Consider the following 14,806-nt stretch of genomic DNA (forward strand, 5'->3'; position numbering starts at 1 on the left):
GCCGTCCAACGCCGGCGCCCGTCGGCCCAGCCGGCGGTTGGCAGAGCGCGACGCGCCGGACCCCCCCTCGCGATGTTCCAATTGCTCCTGGAAAACATCGATTCGAGCAGACAATTGCCGTTCGGCGCAAAAGTTGCTACCCACAGGAAATGTCCCCGCTGCGCATGCTGCTCGAACGCCGCAGGAGCGTGGTGATCATGGGGGTCCTGAACCGCACGCCGGACTCGTTCTCCGACGGCGGTCGCTTTGCGGATGAAGGTACGGCTCTCGCGCAGATCGATGCGATGCTCTCCGAGGGGGCAGACATGATCGACATCGGCGCGGAGTCGACGCGGCCGGGCGCGCGGCCCGTGCCGGATGACGAGCAGATCGCGCGCATCGGCGGGAGCGTGCGCGACGCGGTGAAGAGGGGAGCGGTGGTCTCCATCGACACGACCTCTCCCGCCGTCGCGGCGCGCGCGCTCGACGATGGCGCGGCCGTGGTCAACTCGATCTCGCTCGACAGCGCGGCGGAGCTCGGCGCGCTCTGCGCTCGGCGCGGGGCGTCGCTCGTGCTCATGCACAGCCGCGGCCCGATGTCGGCGATGGCCGGCTTCTCCGCGTACCCCGACGACGCCTACGGCGACGTCGTGGCCGACGTGTCCCGCGAGTGGTCGAGCGCCGCCGCGCGGGCGCTCGAGGCAGGCTTGCCGGAGGGCGAGCTCGTCCTCGATCCGGGCCTCGGCTTCGCGAAGAACGCGCGGCAATCGCTCGAGCTGTGCGCCAGGCTGCACGAGCTCTGCGCCCTCGGCTTTCCCGTGCTCGTCGGGCCGAGCCGCAAGTCGTTCCTGGCGCGCGCCGCGGCCTCGGAGGCCGCGGGGCGAGGCGGCGGCGGGGAAGCGCCGCTCGCGCCGCCCCCGGACCGCCTCGGCGGCACCGTCGCCGCCGCGATCGCGTGCGCCGCGCGCGGCGCCGCGGCCGTCCGTGTCCACGACGTCCGCCCCGTGCGGCAGGCCCTCGACGTGATGCGCGCGATCGAGCGCGCGGGCGCCGGCGACCGTCGGCGCCCGGACGGCCCCGTCGCCCAGGGGGCGCGCGGCGATGGTTGAAGGGTTCCTCCGCCTCTTCTCGGTGAGGCCGGCGACGCAGGTCATCCGGGACTTCTTCGACATCTTCATCGTCGCCTACGTCGTCTATCGCGCGCTCCTCGTGCTGCGCGGCACCCGCGCGATGCAGATGGGCCTCGGGCTCGGCATCGTCTTCCTCATCTATCTCGGGGCGAAGATCTTCGGCCTGACCACGCTCCTCAACCTCCTCTCCTGGCTCCTCTCCTCGATCATCCTCATCGTGGTCGTCGTCTTCCAGAACGACATCCGCCGCGCCCTCATCCGCGTGGGCGGCAGCAACTGGTTCACGAGCGGACGCGAGCAGCAGTCGCGCGTCATCGACGAGGTGGTCGCCGCCGCGACCGAGCTCGCCCGCCACCGCATGGGCGCGATCATCGCCTTCGAGCAGGACGCCAACGTGCTGGAGTTCGTCAAGAGCGAGGGGATCCACATCGACTCGGTCGTCACCCGAGAGCTGCTCGTCTCGCTGTTCGTCCCCGAGTCGGTGAACAAGCTGCACGACGGCGCGGTGCTGATCCGCGATCTCAAGATCGCGCGCGCCGGCGTCTTCTTCCCGATGCCGGAGACCAAGATCCTCGACGCCAGCCTCGGCTCCCGCCACCGCGCCGCGCTCGGGATCACCGAGGAGACGGACGCCGTCGTCGTCGTCGTCAGCGAGGAGCGCGGCACGATCAGCTTCTGCTTCAGCGGCAACATCGTCTCGAACCTCGACGGCCAGTCGCTGCGGCACGCGCTGCTCGGGCTCTTCGGCCGCTCGTCGCGCAGGCGGCGCTTCGCCAAGAAGGTCGCCCAGGTCGGCCGCGCGAGCCTCCCCACGCCGGCGGCGCGCGGCCCCGCCGCGGGCGCGACGCAAGGCGCCGGGCAGGCCCACGAGCCCGGCAAGCCCCCCGCCGCGAAGCCCGCGCCGATCGAGGCCAAGCCTGCAGCGCCGGTCTCGAAGACGTCCTCGATGATCAAGGCGGCCGTGGACCCCGACGCGCGGCCGATGGCGCGGATGTCGACGTCCACGCCGATGCGCTCGGGCGCCGAGGCGCGCACCGCGACGGGATCCAGCGCCGACCTGCGCGCCGCGCCCGGGGCCGGCGCCGGGGGGACGGCCGCGCCGCAGGACGCGGATCGCCCGTCCGAGCGCGGCCGGGCGGCGGTGGTCGACGTCCCCGCGGCGGCCGCGACCGACTCCCCCGTCCCGTCGCAGCGCACCTTCGTCCCGACCGGGCAGGTCGCGGCGACCGCCGCATCCAAGGGGAGCGCGGAGGGGATGCCCCCGCGAGATGAGCCATGACGCTTGCCGGCATCCGCGAGGCGCTCCGCTCGGCGCTGCTCGACAACCTCGGCCTCAAGCTGCTCTCGATCACCTTCGCGCTGTGCCTCTACGCCTTCATCCACGGCGCGGAGAACGCGCAGCGCACGCTGATGCTCAGCGTCGTCTCGATCCTCCCGCCCGAGTCGAGCAACCGGCAGCTCATGACCCAGATCCCGAACGAGGTGGCGGTCACGGTGCGCGGCTCCCGGACGCAGCTCGACGACCTGCGCGCCGAGAGCCTCGGGACGCTGCGGCTCGATCTCCGTAACGGCACGGTGACGCACATCGATCTCGACGCCTCGATGTTCCACGTGCCGGCCGGGCTGATGGTCGAGCAGATCTACCCGTCGACGATCGAGCTCGGCTGGGACGACGTCGTCGTCCGGGCCATCCCGGTGCACGTCCCCCGCACCGGGGACGTCGCGCAGGGGTTCCTCGTGAAGGCGATGATCTCGGTCGAGCCGCCGATGGTCAGCGCCCGCGGCCCGCGCTCGGTCGTCGACGTGATGCAGCTCGCGCGCACGGCGCCGTTCGACGTCAGCGGGCTCACGGAGGGCACCTACCAGCGGCAGCTGGCGCTCGATCGGCCGCCGAAGCTCGTGACGTACAGCGCCGAGAGCGTCATGGCGACGCTCGAGATCGGGCGCGAGCTCGCCACGCGCACGTTCGAGCGCAAGGTCGAGGTGATCGGCATCCCGCGCGCGACGGTCGCGCCGGCCGTGGTGCAGGTGAGGATCACGGGGACGCCGGAGGACGTGGGCGCCGTCAACGCCGACGCGATCGTGGCGCGCGTGGAGCCCAAGGCGGCGAGCCTCGATCTGAGCCAGCCGGGCAGCGACTTCCTCGACGTGCTCGTCGACGTTCCGCGCGTCACCGCGGAGGTCAACCCGTCGAAGGTCATGGTGAAGTGGTGAGCGCGGCGCGCTGACGCTCCGCCGCCGCGGACGTCAGCGCGAGGGGACCACGAGCTCGCCCCGCGCGAGCCGCGCGGACGGCGCCCTCACCCGCGCCCTCGTCGCGCCCGGGATCCTCGCCGCGGCCTGGCTCACGGCGAGCGCGCTGCGCCGGCGTCCCGGGACAGCCCGAGCTCGCCGAGCAGCGCGCGCAGCTTCTCGGGCCCGCGCTTCGGATCGGCGAGCTTGACGATGGCGTAGCGCTCCTCCTCGGTCAGCTCCGCCAGGCGCTCGAGCGCGCCCTCGTCGAGCGCGCCGTCCGGGCCGAGCCGGTCGCGCAGCCGCGCGCTGACGCTGTCCGGATCCCAGGCCGCGCGGCGCACCGGCGCGCCGGCGAGGGGGGCGAGGGCGACCCCGGCGCGCTCCGCGAAGCCGCGGAGCACCTCGGCGTAGACGGCGACGTCCTCGTCCGTGTCGGCCGGCAGGTGACACAGGGCGAGCCGCTCCGCGCGCGACAGCGCCTGCCACCCTGCGAGGGAGATCTTGATCTCGGCGAGGTCCAGCTTCCGCCGCACCGAGAGCGGCACACAGTCGAGCAAGGCGTGGACCTCGCCCTCGAGCGCGAACTGCCTGTACATGGTGGCGCCATTCTATACCGGCTGCCCGCACCCCGGGCGCTCGGCGAGCGCGGCGCTGCCAGGAATGGGATGCGCGCGGCGGTTGCGCTAGCCTGCCGATGTGCGCCGCTCCGGGCTCCTCACGACGCTGCTCGCGTTGCTCACGCTCGCGTCGCTGACCTCGAGCGCCCACGGCCAGGTCGCGCCGTCGGCGGCGGCGCCGGTGCCGCTCGATCGCGTCGTCGTGCGCTGGCACGCGCCGGAGACGGGCGGCGTGCGCCGGCCTCGGTTCATCTTCGAGCGGGAGCTCGCCTTCGAGGCCCGCCTCGAGGCGCTCGCCGATCCCGACGCGGAGCCCGGGCTGTACCGGGACAGGCATGTCCGCGCCGCGCTCGACAGGCACATCGCGGAGACGCTGCTCGCCAGCCTGCCGATCTCGCCGGCGCCGACCTCGACCGAGGTGGCGCAGCGGGCCGAGGCCGCCCGGATCGCGCTGGAGCAGCGCGCTCGCGGCCGCGCGCGCCTCCTCGCCGCGGCGGCCGCCGAGGGGATGAGCTCCGACGAGCTCGACGCGCTGCTGCGCCGCCAGGCGCGCGCGAGCTTGTACCTGGATCGCATGGTCGCGCCGATGCTCGAGCCCACCGATTTCGAGCTCAAGATCGTCCTGCGCTCCGGCGCCACGCCGTTCAAGGATCAGCGCTACGAGGAGGTCGCCCCGGCGCTGAAGCGCTGGTACGTCGGGCAGCGGCTCGCCCAGGCGCTCGACGCGTACTACCAGAACGCGCGGGCCCGGGTCTCCTTGAGCATCATGCCCGCTCGCTGAGCCGCGCCGAGCGACCGGCGAGCTGCGCGCCGCGCCGAGCCGCGCGACCGAGCGGCAGGAGAGCAGAAGTCCATCTCACCGGTCGATTCCACCTCTCGATAGCGAAGGACAGCACCAGAGATGGTGAAGAGGGCTCACGAACCGTTGTGCCTGCGGAGGATGGAGGCCTCTCTTTCAACAACTCAGGCGTTCGGCGCGGCGAGCCGGTGGCATCGCGGCGCGCGCCGCGACCGCGCCCGGAGGCCCGCCAGGCACCAGCCGGCCTCGCCGAAGCAGATGGGATGTCTCGGGGCGACAGCGCAACGCCCTTCCTGGACAAGAACATGTCCACCCGCGCTGCACTGCAATCGAGACTGACCCGCTCTGGATCTGCGTCGCTCGTTGCGCCGTTGCGGCGCGACGCGTTATCCTGTCGACCGAGGGCGATCTGCCTGCGCGGCCTGCGCTCCGCGGCATGGTCCTGCGCGCGTGCGCAGGATCCGCTCGCTGGCGCGGCGCGTTCGGTGCGCCGGCGAGCGTCAATTGACGCTCAGCGGGGCCGACGGCTCGCCCTGGGTTCAACCCAGGAGAGAGACGCGCACCGCGGCGACGCCCCGGCCGGGTGTCGACATGAAAAGCCAGGTTCGAGGTCCCGAAACACGCGGCACACCGTCGCGCGCGGCGGCGCCATCGCGCTGCGAAAGCGCAGCTGGCCGGGGCCCGCCAATGCAGCCTTCCTGTCCGTGCCACGCGCGCGGCGCGCACCCGGTAACGCACCAGAGGCACCCGTGAATTCTTCTGGCAACACTTCAGCCAGCGCGAGAGCCAGCGCGAGCCTGTTTTTGGTGCATCGCGTCATTCCAGGCCCCCGTTCCTCGCCCGAGGAAGAGCGCGGGCCCTGCTTAATCGAGTGATTTCGATTACTTAATAATGACGCGCCGCAGAAGATGACAAACTGCTGAAGGGTGTTCGGAGACCTTTGACATGAACAGAACGTTCCTGTTAACTGTGCCCCCCGCGGGCCCCGCATGTGTGGCAGCGGGTGGCTCATTCCTACAGAGTCAACTTAGATTCTCTTGTCAGGCCACTTCCTCTGCCGCGCTTGGCCATCTGGCCGAATCACCTCCCATCACCCCAAGCACACTCCCAGAGAATGGATAGGAGCGTCGTTCGATGACATCACTTATGAGAGACAGGTCGTCGGTCCCCAGCAAGCGAATCGCGGGTCGGCGCGCCGCTGTCCGAGCCCTCGGGTTGCTTTCCGTCTCCGCCCTTTGCCTCACGGCGGCGCCGCGGTCGGCTCACGCGGTGGGGAGCGAGAATTTTGAGTGGCACTGGTACTCACGCCTCGGCATGGCGTGGTCCCCGGTCTACGGGCAGAACGTCCAGGGCGCGTCCCTGAACCTGCTCGGGTTCGGCATCGGTGGCCGCTACGAAGAGGGCGATTACTCCGAGCCGTCGTTCGTCGCGCACGTGGTGAAGGGCGCGACGCCGGATGACTTCTACGTGAAGTCCGAGATGACCTTCGCCATCTGGAACCAGTACGGCGGGCCGTTCATGCAGCCCGCGTCGAACGGCGGCCAGTCGATCACGGTGCAGTTCAACCAGGCCTACATCGAGGCCGGCAACTTCCTCGTCCCGGGCCTCAGCGTCTGGGGCGGCGCGAAGTTCTTCCGCGAGCAGTACGCGCCCATCGGCGACTACTTCTACCTCGACGACCTCAGCGGCCAGGGCGGCGGCATCAAGTACGGCGGCCTGCAGCTCGCGATCCTCGGGTATCGCGGCTTTGGAGCCACCACCCCCCCCTACAACATCGACGTGAACGGGGACGCGCCGGGCGGGAACCTCGAGCGCTTCCGCACCATCTTCGCCGGCAACTACAAGGCGGAGTTCGGCGGCGAGGCCAAGCACCACGTCAAGGTCCACGGCGAGTTCCATGTCCTGCCGGCCGCGAAGCTGGGCGAGGGCTACGCGGTGCCCGACAACGCGCCGGCGGATTTCGGCGGCGTCATCGGCGCGAAGCTGCACCTCGGCCTCGGCCAGGGCAACTTCAGCGACACGGCGGTGCGCTTCGGCACCGGCATCGCCAACGGCGCCGCCGGCGGCGCGAAGACGTACCAGACCTGGGGCGCTCCGAGCTCGGACAACACCTACGCGGGCTCCTTCGGCATCGAGGCGGTCGAGCACGTCGGCTTCCGGCTCGGCGACGCCGCCGCCCTGGAAGGTCTCGCCACCTTCCACTACACGAAGGCGGCGTACGAGGCCGAGGGCGCCGCGCCCCCCACGGCCCTCGAGAAGCAGATGGACTTCTCGGTCCAGGCGAACGCCACGATCTTCGCGCACAAGAACTTCCACCCCGTCGTCGAGGCCTCGTTCCAGGGCCGTAAGGACGGCGACGGCGAGCTGGGCACCGCGGTCAAGGTCTCGGTCGTCCCGACCCTCGTGCCGACCGGCGAGCTCAGCGCCGGCGCGCGGCCGCACTTCAAGCTCATCTACTCGCTCGCCATCTACAACGACGCGGCGAGGGATCAGGCGATGTCCGGCTACCTGCAGAGGACGGGCGCCGGTCCGGGCGTCGGCTCGAAGCTCGGCCAGTACATCGGTGCCCGCACCGACTGGTACTTCTAGACCGCTCGGCGCTCGAAGCCGCCGCTCCCTTCCGTTCCCTCACCCACCCTCAGGCCAGCGCCCCGGCGCCGCGATCGCGGCGCCGGCGGCGCGCCCTCACGCCGTGTCGCTGCGCGACTCGCTCGCGATCTCCTGCGAAGCAGGCCCGGCGTCGTCGTCCACCGGCCCCTGGGCCTCGTGGTAGTGGTGCGCGAACGAGCGCGCCGCGCGGCGCGCCTTCAGGAACTCCGCGAACGCCGTCAGCGTGTCGAGATCCCGCGGACCGAGCGCCTCGGCGATGTCGCGGAGGTTCTTGCGCAGGCTCTCCACGCTCTTGCCGCGGCGGGGCTCTCGCGTCTCCTCGCGCTCGCGCGTCGGCGGCTCCACCGCAGGGGCCGCCGGGACGACCGGCTCCGGACGAGACGGCACCTCCGGCACCCACAGCGGGCGAGGGACCGGGTTCAGCGCGTGGGCGCTGAGCCACGCCTCCATGAAGATCCGCAGCCGCTCGCTCCGGAACGCGAACCAGCGCTCCCGCTCCGGACCGTAGGACATCAACACATCCTTGAAGCGACGGAACGCGCCCTTGCCATCGATCGCCTGGCTGAGCTTCGCCTGGAGATCCATGTCTTCCACCATCGGGATGTAGCGCTCCATCCACCGGTACTGCTCGCGCGAGCTCACGGGATCGATCCGGAGGTAGTTCGCGTCCGCCGCGATGCGCGCGTGCATCTGCGGATCCGCCACGCCGTCGACCACCCGCAGCACGTCGCCCGTGCCGAGGTGCAGGTACGAGTGCACCTCTGGGGCGTTGTTCTCGAAGGCGTCCTCCAGCGCCTCCCAGTCGATCGGGATGTCGCGAACGGCCGTCCCGCCGGCTGAAGCATTCTCGGTAGTCGGCATGTCCTCCTCGTCTCCATCGAAAGCAGCGAGGCGGCGGTGGGCTGGCCGCGCGCCTCGGTTCAAGTGCACCAAGTTTGAACGGAAATGCGCCGTCGTCATAGCACTCTACGCTGGTTGGGGGCTTCTGGGCCTAACTCTCGCAACCTAGGGTTGATTCCTTGATCCGGAAGCCCGTTCGGCCGCCGAGCCGCGGCGCGATGACGGCTCGGGAGAGAGCTTCGGAAGACCTGGTCCAAGCGGAAAACAGCGTGGAAATTCAGGGGAATCGGCGAGTGCTCAGCTGCGCTTCGAGCGCGCGCGGGCGACGGCGTCGGCCCAGCGGTGGAGGTGGGCGGATCGAGCCGCTTCGCTCATCTCGACCTGGAAGCTCTGCCCCACACGGGACATGCGGGCCGCGTCCTCCTTCGTGAGGAAGAGGCCGGCGCCGACCCCGGCGAGCATTGCCGCGCCTCGCGCCGTCGTCTCCAGGTCGGTGGGGCGCTCGATAGCGACGTTCGCCACGTCCGCCTGGAACTGCATGAGCAGGTCGTTCGCGGCGGCGCCGCCGTCCACGCGCATCCGGCGCAGCGGGTGGCCCAGGTCGTCGGCCATGGCCCGCACGAGATCCGTCACGGAGAGCGCGATTCCCTCGAGCGTCGCGCGGGCGAGGTGCGCCGCGGTCGTGCCGCGCGTCACCCCGGAGATGATCCCGCGAGCGTCCGGATCCCAGTAGGGCGCGCCGAGGCCCGAGAGCGCCGGGACGAACGTGACGCCCTCGCTCGAGGGCACGCTGCGGGCGAGCGCCTCGATCTCCGCCGCGCTCTTGATGAGGCCCAGGCCGTCGCGGAGCCACTGCACCGCCGCACCGGCGATAAAGGCGCTTCCCTCGAGCGCAAAGACCACCTCGGAGCCGATCTTCCACCCGACGGAGGTGAGCAGGCCGAAGCGGCTCCTGAGCGGGCGATCGCCGATGTTGGCCAGCACGAACGCGCCGGTGCCGTAGGTGCACTTCGCGTCGCCCGTCGCGAAGCAGGCCTGGCCGAAGAGGGCCGCCTGCTGGTCGCCCGCGATGCCGGCGATCGGGATGCCGTCGGGCAGGTGTGGGAAGCCGCGAGTCGCCGCGATGCGGCCCGCCGAGCCGACGATCTGCGGCAAGAGCGGGCGCGGGATCCGGAGCATCGCGAGCATCGCGTCGTCCCAGCTCAGCGACGCGAGGCTCATGAGCAGGGTGCGCGACGCGTTGGTGACGTCGGTCGCGTGCACCGGCGAGCCGCCGGCCGCGTCGCCCGAGAGCCGCCACACGAGGAAGCTGTCGATGGTGCCGAAGCAGAGCTCGCCGCGCTCGGCGCGCGCGCGCGCGCCGGGCACGTTGTCCAGGAGCCACGCGAGCTTCGTGCCGCTGAAGTACGGATCGAGCACGAGGCCGGTGGTCTCCTCGACCGCCTGCTCGTGGCCCGCGGCGCGGAGCTCGGCGCAGCGCGCCGCCGTGCGGCGGTCCTGCCACACGATCGCGCGGTGGATCGGGCGCCCGGTCGCGCGCTCCCAGACGAGCGTCGTCTCGCGCTGGTTCGTGATGCCGATGGCCTTGATCGCGCTGCCGGCCACGCCCGCCGCCCTGAGCGTCTCGCCCACGGCGTCCTGAACGCTCTGCCAGATCTCCTCCGGGTCGTGCTCGACGAGGCCCGGCTCCGGGAAGTGCTGGCGAAATTCGCGCGTCGCGCGGCCCAGCGTCGCGCCCGACGTGTCCATGAGGAGAGACGTCGTTCCGGTGGTGCCCTGATCGATCGCGAGGAGGTACGCGGAATCCATGCGGCCGACTAACGCGGCGGCATGTGGGCGCATAGCCGTTCCAGGCGACGCGTCCATGAGATGCAGGGCCCGGTAAGCTAATCATCCGGTCAGGTATCCATGCGACAGCCGACGACAGCCGCCCCGGGCGGCCGAGCTCGGCGCAGGCGTTTCCAGCGGGGCGAAGGCGCATTTTGCGCGGCCCGGCACGGCCGCTTCCCGCGGCCGGCGCTGGACTTCGGCCGGAAAGATTGTCGGTCCGTGCCCGGCTGGGTAATCTGCCAGAACCGATGGCCCGCCTCATCCTGCAGACCGCCGAGGGCCAGCAGGCGATCGATCTGCGGCCCGTGAACTCGCTGGGGCGCCACCCGAACAACTCCATCCAGCTGCTCGACAAGATCGTCTCCAAGGAGCACTGCATCATCGAGCAGCGGGGCGATCACTTCGTCCTGCGCGATCTGGGGAGCCTGAACGGCACGTTCATCAACAGCGAGCGTGTCCGGGGCGAAGCGCCGCTGAAGCACGGGGACGAGATCGCCCTGGGGTCCACGCGTGGCCGCTTCGACGATCCGGCCGCCCCGGTCGCGCCGCCCCTCGTCCCGGGCTGGCCGCCCGTGGCCAACCACCAGGGCGCGGCGCCGGCGCAGCCGCCGGGCCACGGGTATCCGCCGCAGCAGCCGCAGTACCAGCGCCAGCCGGCGCAGCCGCCGCTCCCGGGAACGCCGGTGGCGCCGCCGGTGACGCGGCAGCCGTACGTGCCGCCGCCGCCGCTGGGCGCCGGCCCGGGCGGGACCGCGCCGCTGCCGGGGCGCTCGGGGGCGCACGGAGGCTCGTTCGTCGCGCAGGGCACCCGCATCGACGTGAACGATCAGGCCCGGCAGATCGGGACGCAGATCGCCGCGGTCGACAAGGGGTTCCTGGCGTTCGATCGGATCGCCAACGACATGAACCAGCTGCGCGCCGACTACGAGCGGCTGCGCCTGTCGCACGAGCTGTCCCGCGAGATCGCCGCCGAGCGCGACACGACGAAGCTGCTCGAGAAGATCCTCACGAGCGTGTTCAAGTTCATCCGCGCCGACCGCGGGGTGATCTTCCTGCGCAACGAGAACGGCGAGCTCACCCCGCAGGCCATGCAGCGGCGCGACGGGACGACGGCCCCGATCAGCGTGTCGTCGACGATCCTGAACCACGTCGTCCACGAGCGGGCCGCGGTGCTGACCCACGACGCGGCGATGGACTTCGCGGCGTCGAAGGGCAAGAGCATGATCTTGAACCGGATCAGCTCGGCGATCGTCGCCCCGCTGCAGCACAACAGCGAGGTGCTCGGCGTGCTCTGGCTCGACTCGGAGACGCTCGCGCAGTTCCAGCCCAAGGACCTCGAGCTGGTGACGGCCATCGCCTACCAGGCGGCGATGTTCATCGAGATCAACATCCTCGGGAAGAAGATCGAGAACGAGATCGTCACGCGCGAGCAGCTGCGCCGGCTGCTCTCGCCGAACATCGCCGAGCGCGTGCTGAGCGGCCAGCTCGCCGTGAAGCAGGGCGGCCAGCACGTCGAGGAGTGCACCGTCTTCAACAGCGACATCCGCGGCTTCACGCGCATGGCCGAGAGCAAGCGGCCCGAGGAGCTCGTCGAGATGCTGAACCTGTACTTCGAGCGGATGGTCGACACCATCTTCCAGTTCGAAGGCACGCTCGACAAGTTCATGGGCGACGGGATCATGGCGCTCTGGGGCGCGCCGGTCGCCCACCGGGACGATGCGGTCCGCAGCGTGGAGTGCGCCCTGAAGATGGGCGAGGTGCTCGGCGAGTTCAACCGCGAGCGGCTCGAGAAGGGCGAGCTTCCGCTCGCGGTCGGCATCGGCATCCACACCGGCCCGCTCGTCGCCGGGTACATCGGGAGCTCGAAGGCGCTCAGCTACACGGTGATCGGCGACGTGGCGAACACGTCGGCGCGGCTCTGCTCCATCGCGCTGGCCGGACAGATCGTCATCAGCGAGAGCACGTACGCGCAGCTCGGGGGAAGGTTCGAGACCGAGGAGCTCCAGCCCGCCAAGGTGAAGGGCAAGGACAAGCCGGTCACGATCTACAACGTCATCCGGAGCCGGCCGATGTCGCAGGTCCCGGCGAACGCCTTCATCCACGCCGAGCCGACCAACGCCCTCCCTGAATGACCGCGGTGACGCGGCGCCTCGGCCGATCGGGCCGGGGCGTACGCGCGCGCGTCATCCCGTGGACGATGCAGCGCGGCAGCACAGCGCCGTAGCCGTCCGCCCGCTCTAGCGTTAGGGTCCGGGCCGTGGCTGCTTCGATCCTACCCTTTGAGAAACCTGTCGCAGAGCTCATCGAGAAGGTGCGGGAGCTGCGCGCGCTCGCCGCGGCGGACCCGCGGTTCGAGCCGGAGCTCGCCCAGCTCGAGGACAACACGGGCCGGCTGGCGCGCGAGATCTTCGCGGGCCTCACGCCGATGCAGAAGGTGCTGCTCTCGCGCCACGCGAACCGGCCGTACACGCTCGATTACATCAAGCGGCTGTTCACCGACTGGGTCGAGCTGAAGGGCGATCGGCGCTTCGCCGACGACTGCTCCATCGTGGGCGGGCTCGCGACGTACCACGGGCGGAGCGTGGTGGTGGTGGGCCACCAGAAGGGGCGCGGCGCCAAGGAGAACGTGAAGCGCAACTTCGGGATGCCGAACCCGGAGGGCTACCGGAAGGCGATACGGCTCTACGAGATGGCCGACAGGTTCGGGCTCCCGATCCTGACGTTCATCGACACGATGGGGGCGTACCCGGGCATCGGCGCCGAGGAGCGCGGTCAGAGCGAGGCGATCGGCTCCGCGCTCGCCGCGATGGCGCGGGTCGGGGTGCCGATCGTGGCGACCGTCATCGGCGAGGGGGGCTCGGGCGGCGCGCTGGCGCTCGGCGTCGCCAACCGGGTGCTGGTGCTCGAGTTCAGCTGCTACTCGGTCATCTCGCCGGAAGGCTGCGCGGCCATCCTCTGGAAGGACGGCTCCCGCGCCGACGAGGCCGCGGCCCGGCTCAAGATCACCGCGCCGGATCTGCTGCAGCTCGGCGTCGTGGACACGGTCGTCGAGGAGCCGACCGGCGGCGCGCACCAGGATCACGACGACGCCGCGGTGCGGCTCGACAAGGCGCTCTGGGCGACGCTCACGTCGATGGACGGGCTCGGGCCGGAGGAGCTCGTCGACGATCGGTACCGCAGGTTCCGCGGGCTCGGGTCGTTCGTGGGTTAGGCGGCGCGCCGCCCCGGCTGGCTCTCCTCGAGCGCCGGGGCTATACGGCTCGCGGATGGACTACGGCAAGGCGGTGCGGATGCTGCTGCTCGTGGGCACCAGCGCCGCCGCCGGCGGCGCGGTCCTCTGGACGCAATCGAGGTTCAACGCCTCGGACCGCAGGGCGGCGCTCGGCGTCGTGCAGCAGTACCGCCCCGAGGGCGGCCGGAGCGTGCCGGAGGCGATCGGCGCGCGGCACGCGGGAAAGGCGCCCGCCTGGAGCGCCACCACCGAGTCGGCCTGCTTCCAGCACGTCCGCGTGCGCGCCACGATCGAGGGCGAGGCGCGCGCGCGGTACGACTTCCTCGTCGACATCAACGGGCCCTCGATCCACCCGGGCAACGCCGAGGGCGAGGCGATCCTCGGCGAGCTGACGCTCCGGCCGGCCGAGTCCGCCGCGGCGCCGGGGGCGCCGTGAGCGCCGCGGGCGTCCGAGTTGCGCTGGTGGGCTGCGGGCGGTGGGGGGAGAAGCTCCTCCGCGCGCTGTCGGAGAACGCGCGGGCGCGCGTGATCGCGGTGGCGGACGTCGACCGCGGCCGCCTCTCGCGTGCGCGCGCGCTCGCCCCGCGGGCGCGGCTCGTGCGCACGATCGACGAGGCGCTGGCCGCGCGCGTGGACGCGGTGATCATCGCGACCCCCGCGGCGAGCCACGCCGAGCTCGCGCTGCGGGCCCTCGAGGCCGGCGCCGACGTCTTCGTGGAGAAGCCGCTGGCCCTCTCCGCCGCGCAGGCCGATCGCTGCGCTTCCCGCGCCGCGGCGCTCGGCCGGATCGGCATGGTCGGCCACCTGCTCCGCTACCACCCCTCCGTGGTGCACCTCGTCGCGCTCGCGCGCGAGCGGCGCCTCGGCGATCTCGTGAGCTTCAGCGCGGCGCGCCTGTCGATGAGCGCCGGCGCCGCCGGCGCCGGCGGCGGGGCCCGGTCGGCGCTCTGGACGCTCGGGCCGCACGATCTCTCGCTGCTCTCGGCGCTCGACGCGAGCCCGCTCGCCGAGGCGCGGGCCCACCTCGCGCCGTGCGGCGAGCTCGTCACGCTCGAGGCGCGCCTCGAGAGCGGCCTCGCGGCGCGGATCGAGCTCTGCTCGTCGAGCCCGACCAAGGAGCGGCGGCTGCGGCTCGTCGGCAGCGCGGGCGTCGCGGTCTTCGACGATGTGCGCGCGCCCGATCGCATCGTGTTCCTGGACGCGCGCGGCGCCGCGGCGGGCGCGCCGGCCGGCGAGCGCGCCGCGCACCTCGAGCTCGCGCCGGCCGGGCGCGAGCTCGAGGTGCCGTGGCGCGAGCCGCTCTCCGTGGAGATCGAGCACTTCCTCCGCTGCGTCGAGGACCGCGCGCCGCCGCTGACGCCGCTCGACGAGGGCGCCGCGGTCGTGCGGATCCTCGAGCGCGTCGAGGCGACGCTCGCCCCCGTCGATGCGCGGGTGGTCGCCGCAGGGTGACGTGCGTAACGTGCGTAACGAGCGTAACGAGCGTAACGAGCGTAACGAGCGTAACGAGCGTAACGAGCGCAGCCGCGCTCCG

The 14,806-nt window shown here is 71.7% G+C and carries 12 protein-coding genes; 9 read left to right on the forward strand and 3 right to left on the reverse strand.

The features are described from left to right. Positions 1–164: 164 nt before the first annotated feature. From folP to ACSRUE_RS10435, 3 genes are read left to right on the forward strand one after another with little or no spacing between them, the layout of a single operon-like run. Positions 165–1,088, forward strand: a complete 924-nt coding sequence (folP, locus tag ACSRUE_RS10425) for a dihydropteroate synthase (RefSeq protein ID WP_441290868.1) — start codon at positions 165–167, stop codon at positions 1,086–1,088. Beyond that, the gene (gene cdaA, locus ACSRUE_RS10430) at positions 1,081–2,388 is read left to right on the forward strand and encodes a diadenylate cyclase CdaA (RefSeq protein ID WP_441290869.1); all 1,308 of its coding nucleotides are present in this window, start codon (positions 1,081–1,083) and stop codon (positions 2,386–2,388) included. The genes folP and cdaA overlap by 8 nt, the downstream gene beginning before the upstream one ends. Then, positions 2,385–3,323, forward strand: a complete 939-nt coding sequence (locus ACSRUE_RS10435; protein ID WP_441290870.1) for a CdaR family protein — start codon at positions 2,385–2,387, stop codon at positions 3,321–3,323. The genes cdaA and ACSRUE_RS10435 overlap by 4 nt, the downstream gene beginning before the upstream one ends. 131 nt (positions 3,324–3,454) lie before the next feature. Here the strand turns inward: ACSRUE_RS10435 and ACSRUE_RS10440 are convergent, their stop codons facing one another. After that, positions 3,455–3,940, reverse strand: a complete 486-nt coding sequence (locus ACSRUE_RS10440; protein ID WP_441290871.1) for a nitrate reductase associated protein — start codon at positions 3,938–3,940, stop codon at positions 3,455–3,457. A gap of 100 nt (positions 3,941–4,040) precedes the next feature. On the opposite strand from ACSRUE_RS10440, the gene ACSRUE_RS10445 reads away from it, so the two are divergent. Both ACSRUE_RS10445 and ACSRUE_RS10450 read left to right on the forward strand, forming a co-directional pair. Next, positions 4,041–4,742, forward strand: coding sequence for a hypothetical protein (locus ACSRUE_RS10445; protein WP_441290872.1), 702 nt, complete (start codon positions 4,041–4,043; stop codon positions 4,740–4,742). 1,332 nt (positions 4,743–6,074) lie between these two features. Next, a complete protein-coding gene (locus ACSRUE_RS10450) occupies positions 6,075–7,349 on the forward strand; it encodes a carbohydrate porin (protein WP_441290873.1) in 1,275 nt (424 codons plus the stop codon). Positions 7,350–7,445: 96 nt separating this feature from the next. Here ACSRUE_RS10450 and ACSRUE_RS10455 read toward each other — a convergent pair whose 3' ends face one another. Both ACSRUE_RS10455 and glpK read right to left on the reverse strand, forming a co-directional pair. Next, complete coding sequence (locus tag ACSRUE_RS10455; RefSeq protein ID WP_437943415.1) at positions 7,446–8,231, reverse strand: UPF0158 family protein; 786 nt, start codon at positions 8,229–8,231, stop codon at positions 7,446–7,448. A 276-nt stretch (positions 8,232–8,507) separates the two neighbouring features. Then, entirely contained in the window at positions 8,508–10,019 is a 1,512-nt protein-coding gene (glpK, locus tag ACSRUE_RS10460) for a glycerol kinase GlpK (protein ID WP_441290874.1), read from the reverse strand. A 269-nt stretch (positions 10,020–10,288) separates the two neighbouring features. On the opposite strand from glpK, the gene ACSRUE_RS10465 reads away from it, so the two are divergent. From ACSRUE_RS10465 to ACSRUE_RS10480, 4 genes are all read left to right on the forward strand, one after another. Next, a complete protein-coding gene (locus ACSRUE_RS10465) occupies positions 10,289–12,172 on the forward strand; it encodes an adenylate/guanylate cyclase domain-containing protein (protein WP_437943413.1) in 1,884 nt (627 codons plus the stop codon). Between the two features lie 125 nt (positions 12,173–12,297). Beyond that, the gene (locus tag ACSRUE_RS10470; protein WP_441290875.1) at positions 12,298–13,251 is read left to right on the forward strand and encodes an acetyl-CoA carboxylase carboxyltransferase subunit alpha; all 954 of its coding nucleotides are present in this window, start codon (positions 12,298–12,300) and stop codon (positions 13,249–13,251) included. A gap of 55 nt (positions 13,252–13,306) precedes the next feature. Further along, positions 13,307–13,708 carry a hypothetical protein gene (locus tag ACSRUE_RS10475; RefSeq protein ID WP_441290876.1) on the forward strand — a complete coding sequence of 134 codons (402 nt, stop codon included), beginning with the start codon at positions 13,307–13,309 and terminating at the stop codon, positions 13,706–13,708. Beyond that, positions 13,705–14,724, forward strand: coding sequence for a Gfo/Idh/MocA family protein (locus tag ACSRUE_RS10480; protein WP_441290877.1), 1,020 nt, complete (start codon positions 13,705–13,707; stop codon positions 14,722–14,724). Before ACSRUE_RS10475 ends, ACSRUE_RS10480 begins: the two co-directional genes overlap by 4 nt. Positions 14,725–14,806: the final 82 nt, after the last annotated feature.

Origin of the sequence: Sorangium sp. KYC3313, assembly GCF_052075895.1 — a bacterium.
GTDB lineage: Bacteria > Myxococcota_A > Polyangia > Polyangiales > Polyangiaceae > Sorangium > Sorangium cellulosum_B.